The sequence below is a fragment of the bacterium genome (assembly GCA_021372515.1).
GTDB lineage: Bacteria > Gemmatimonadota > Glassbacteria > GWA2-58-10 > GWA2-58-10 > JAJFUG01.
On the sequence record JAJFUG010000006.1, the window covers coordinates 1 to 4,666 of the forward strand.

Below are 4,666 nucleotides of genomic sequence, written 5' to 3' on the forward strand. Positions count from 1 at the left end.
TCACGCATTTGATCATGTAGATATCACCCAGCTTGCCGCTGTGGATGAAATCCATGCACTGCTGTACAGTCTGGCTCGATCGGTTCTGGCTGCCCACCTGCACGATACGGTCGTACTTGCGGGCCGCCTCCACGATCTTGCGCCCCTCCCAGATGTTGTGGGAGACCGGCTTTTCCACGTAGACATCCTTGCCCGCCTGGCAGGCCCAGATCGAGGCCAGGGCGTGCCAGTGGTTACAGGTGGCGATCGAGACGGCGTCGATGCTCTTGTCCTCGAGCAGACGGCGGATGTCGGTCTCGGTGCGGGCCTTGCCCCCGCCGGCCTTGTCCAGCTCCTCCAGGGACTGGGGGAACAGGCGCTCATCTATGTCGCACAAGGCCACCACCCGGGTGTTCGGCACCTTGGCGAAACTGACCGCGTGCTGGGTGCCGCGGCTGCGGATACCGATCACCGCCACGTTGACCGTGTCGCTGGGAGTGTTCTTGGCGGCCTGTCCGGTGCGGACCCAGGGACCTGTGGCGGCGACCAGGCCGGCGGCAGCGGCGGCTCCGGTTTTCCGGATGAAATTACGACGGTCGATTTTTTCCATTCTCCGCTCCTCGGGTTGAGTAGTTAAACCGGGTCTGCGGGATGACACCGGCCGGGACTCGACAAAAGCTATATCGTTCAGAAACTATTTCAGGCTTGAGAATAACTCAAGAACAAAGATGAGCCTTGCCGGTCGATGGCCGGCCGCAAGAGCTATGTCTGCCGAGGAAATATTAGCCCGCGCAGGGCCGGGGTCAACTTTTTTCGGTCAGGGAATCAGGTTATCGGGGTAACTTCGGGCGGTTGACAGCCGTTTATCAAACCGGTAGATTCAACTCAGGAACCGTCTTTCACACTTGCCGCTCACCGGCGCAATCCGGTCCGAAGTCCGGCTTGGAACAACCCTCGGCGTGGACACTTTCTTTCCTGACAGTTGACACTGTCACCTTTATCCCGATGTGTTTTTCGTTCACTCAGACATCGTTCGACCCTCTTGAAACTTAACCGGTCGCAATCCGGACACTCTTGCGCGTTCTCCCTCGAACCAGGGACCGGCGGCTCAGTCGCCGGTCCCTGGCAATCGTTGTACTTCCGTCAAGGAGTGAATTGATGAGCGATAACGGCAGAAAATCTCCTCCCGCTGCCGGCCTGTCCAGGCGCGGTTTCCTCAAGGGCATGGGCACCGGACTGGTGGGCAGCACGGCCCTGGCGGATGGCCTTCTGGGCCAGCAGGCCAGCGGGGCCGCACCCAAGGCGGCGTCCCGGGGCCAGGATATCGAGTCCGCGGTGGTCAGCCTGACCGTGAACGGCAAGAAATACACGGCCGAGGTGGAAACGCGCCTCACCCTGCTCGACCTTCTGCGCGAAAAGTTCCAGCTCACCGGCACCAAGAGTGTCTGCCGGATGGGCGAGTGCGGCGCCTGCACGGTGATCATGAACGGTCGTACTGTCTATTCCTGCATGCTTCTGGCCATCGAGGCGGATGGGGCCAAAATCGAGACCATCGAGGGCCTGGCCAAGGACGGTAAGCTGCACCCGGTGCAGGAAAAGTTCATCGAGCACGATGCCTACCAGTGCGGGTTCTGCACCCCGGGGTTCGAGATGTCGCTCAAGGACCTGCTGGACAAGAACCCCAACCCGAGCCTGGATGAGATCAAGCACGGGCTGGCGGGCAACCTCTGCCGCTGCGGCGCCTATCCTCACATCTTTAACGCCGCCCTGGACCTGGCCGGCGGGAAGAAAGGAGGCAGGTGAGGATGGCCGGATGGAAAGCGATGGATAAGATGAAGTACGTGGGACATGACATCCCGCGCACGGACGGGCCGGAGAAAGTGAACGGCTCGGCCAGGTACTCCCAGGACATCGTGCTGCCGGGCATGCTCTACGGCCTGATCGTGCGCAGCCCGCGGCCGCACGCCTACATCGAGCATATCGATTTCACCAAAGCCGCCAAACTGCCGGGCGTGGCCACGGTGCTAAATCTGAACAAGTACACCGTGCGCTACGTGGGCGAGGAAATCCTGGCCCTGGCTGCCGAGAGCATGGATATCGCCGAGGACGCCGCCGCGCTGGTGGAGATCAAGTTCCGCGACCTGCCGTTCGTGGTGAGCGAGGAAGCCGCGATGAAAGAGGATGCCCCGCGCCTGGATCAGAACGGCAATGTCTCCGGCTGGGGTGACGGTAACAAGGCCGAGGTCGAGAAAATCATTGAAGAGTCGGCCTTTGCGGTGGAAAACACTCTCAGCACCCAGGTGCAGACCCATGCCTGCCTGGAAACCCATAGCTGCACCGCCAAATGGGAGGGCGACAAGCTGACCGCCTGGGTCAGCACCCAGGGCGTGCACGGGGCGCGCTCCGACCTGGCCCAGTATTTCGAGATCCCGGTCGAGAACGTGGAGGTGATCTGCGAGTACATGGGTGGCGGGTTCGGCAGCAAGTTCCCGGTGGGTGTGGAGGGCGTCGTGGCGGCCCGTCTGGCCAAAATCACCGGCAAGCCGGTCAAGCTTATGCTCAGCCGTCACGAGGAATTCCTGGCCGTGGGTAACCGTCCCTCCTCGCACCAGCATCTCAAGCTGGCCTGCGACAAGACCGGCAAGATCACCGCGTTCTGGCAGGAATCCTATGGCACGGGCGGAATCTCGGAGGATGCGAGTTTCCCCTCGCCCTATATCTACAAGGTGCCGGACGGCGCCGTGTACAAGAAGCACGAGGATGTGCGGATCAACGCCGGCCCGGCCCGCGCGATGCGCGCCCCCGGACATCCGCAGGCCAATTTCGCCATGGAGGTCATAATGGACATGCTGGCCGAAAAAGCCGGCATGGATGCGATAGAGTTCCGCATACTGAACGACCCGAACGAGAGCCGCCATCATCAGTACAGGCTGGGCGCCGAGAAGATAGGCTGGACGGCGAAACGCAGAAAAACGCCCGGCTCGGACAAGGGTCCGCTCAAGCGCGGGGTCGGGGTCTCCAGTGGAACCTGGGGCGGTGGCGGTGAGAAGGACGCCAAGGCCATTGTCGAGATTTTCCCGGACGGGCGGGTGGTCACCTCGATCGGCACTCAGGACCTGGGCACCGGCATCCGCACCTGCGTGCACCAGGTCACCGCGGATGTGCTGGGTATCCCGATGAGCCTGGTCACTCCGAAAATAGGCCGCACCTCGCTGCCGTTCGCGCCCGGCTCGGGCGGCTCGATCACGATCGGCTCGGTCACCCCGGTGATCAACAACGTGGCCGGCAAGGCCCTGGCCGAGCTTCTGGCCAAGGTGGCCCCCGCGCTGGGAGTGAGCGCCGGCGACCTGGTCTGTGAGGATGGAGTGATATTCTCCACTGCCGACCGTGCGAAGTCGATGAAATGGAAAGACGCCTGCGCGCTGCTTCAGGGACGCACCCTGAGCGTGCAGGACGGCTGGGTGGAGGGGTTCAGCTCCTCCGGCGTGGCCGGCTGCCAGTTTGTCGAGGTGGAGGTGGATGTCGAGACCGGGAGGGTGAAACCGATCAAGGTGGTGGCGGTGCAGGATTTCGGCCTGCCGGTCAACACGCTCACCTCGCGCAGCCAGCTCAACGGCGGCGTGATCATGGGCCTGAGCTGGGCCATGCTGGAGGACCGCAGCCTCGACCCAAACACCGGCACCATGGTCAACCCGAATTTCGAGAACTACAAGCTGCTCGGTCCGATGGAGATGCCTGAGATCGAGGCGGTGATCGACCCGATGCCCGAGCGCGGAGTGATCGGCCTGGGTGAGCCCGCGCATATCCCCACCAGCGGGGCGCTGGTCACGGCGATCCACAACGCCACCGGGGTCTGGGTCACAAAGATGCCCATCACTCCGGCCGCAGTGCTCGAGGCGCTGAAAAAGAACGGAGGCGCATGACCATGAAAGCCTTTAAATACTACAACGCCCAAGACCTCAAGGATGCCGTGGCCGTGCTCTCCAAGCCCGGGGACAGCCGTGTCCTGGCCGGCGGCACCGATATCCTGGGTGATATGAAGACCCGCAACGCCGCACCCGAGCGTCTGGTCAACCTCAAGTCGGTCCAAGGGCTGGACAGTATCTCCCCCGGGTCGTCCGGACTCAGGCTGGGTGCGCTGGCCCGCCTGAGCGATATAGCCGCGAACGCCACAATCAAGGCCAAGTACACCGGGCTGGCCGAGGCGGCCGGGTCGGTGGGGAGCCCGCAGCTTCGCAACATGGGCACCCTGGGCGGCAACCTCTGCCAGCGCCCGCGCTGCTGGTACTACCGGGGACCCGAGTACAACTGCGTGCGCAAGGGGGGAGGGGTCTGTTTCGCGGTTTCTGGCCGCAACAAGTACCACTGCATCCTGAACGGCGGGCCCTGTTTCATCGTCCACCCCTCGGATGTGGCCCCGATGCTGATGGCCCTGGGCGCGAGCGTGACAATCGCCTCGGCCAAGGGCACGCGCGAGGTCAAGCTGGATGATTTCTTTGTCCTGCCCGAGACCGACCCCACGGTGGAAACCGTGCTGCAAAAGGGTGAGGTGCTCACCGGCGTGACAGTCCCCGCGCCAGCGGCCGGGCAGAAAAGCCACTATCTCAAGTTCAAGGAGCGCGAGAGCCGCGATTTTGCCCTGGTGGGAGCGGCCGTGGTGCTGGACATGGAGGGCCACACGGTCAGG

At 63.1% G+C, this 4,666-nt stretch carries 4 protein-coding genes; 3 read left to right on the forward strand and 1 reads right to left on the reverse strand.

Annotated features, from left to right (window positions below):
- The coding region (locus LLH00_00380; GenBank protein MCE5269722.1) for a Gfo/Idh/MocA family oxidoreductase at positions 1-589 on the reverse strand (589 nt) is incomplete at its 3' end.
- Positions 590-1,137: 548 nt separating this feature from the next.
- Here LLH00_00380 and LLH00_00385 point away from each other — a divergent pair.
- The 3 genes from LLH00_00385 to LLH00_00395 form a co-directional block, all read left to right on the forward strand.
- Positions 1,138-1,782: a (2Fe-2S)-binding protein gene (locus LLH00_00385; GenBank protein ID MCE5269723.1), complete on the forward strand. Its 645-nt coding sequence runs from the start codon at positions 1,138-1,140 to the stop codon at positions 1,780-1,782.
- Between the two features lie 20 nt (positions 1,783-1,802).
- Positions 1,803-3,902 carry a xanthine dehydrogenase family protein molybdopterin-binding subunit gene (locus LLH00_00390; GenBank protein ID MCE5269724.1) on the forward strand — a complete coding sequence of 700 codons (2,100 nt, stop codon included), beginning with the start codon at positions 1,803-1,805 and terminating at the stop codon, positions 3,900-3,902.
- A 2-nt stretch (positions 3,903-3,904) separates the two neighbouring features.
- Positions 3,905-4,666, forward strand: a 762-nt coding sequence (locus tag LLH00_00395) for an FAD binding domain-containing protein (GenBank protein MCE5269725.1), incomplete at its 3' end; no start/stop codon positions are given.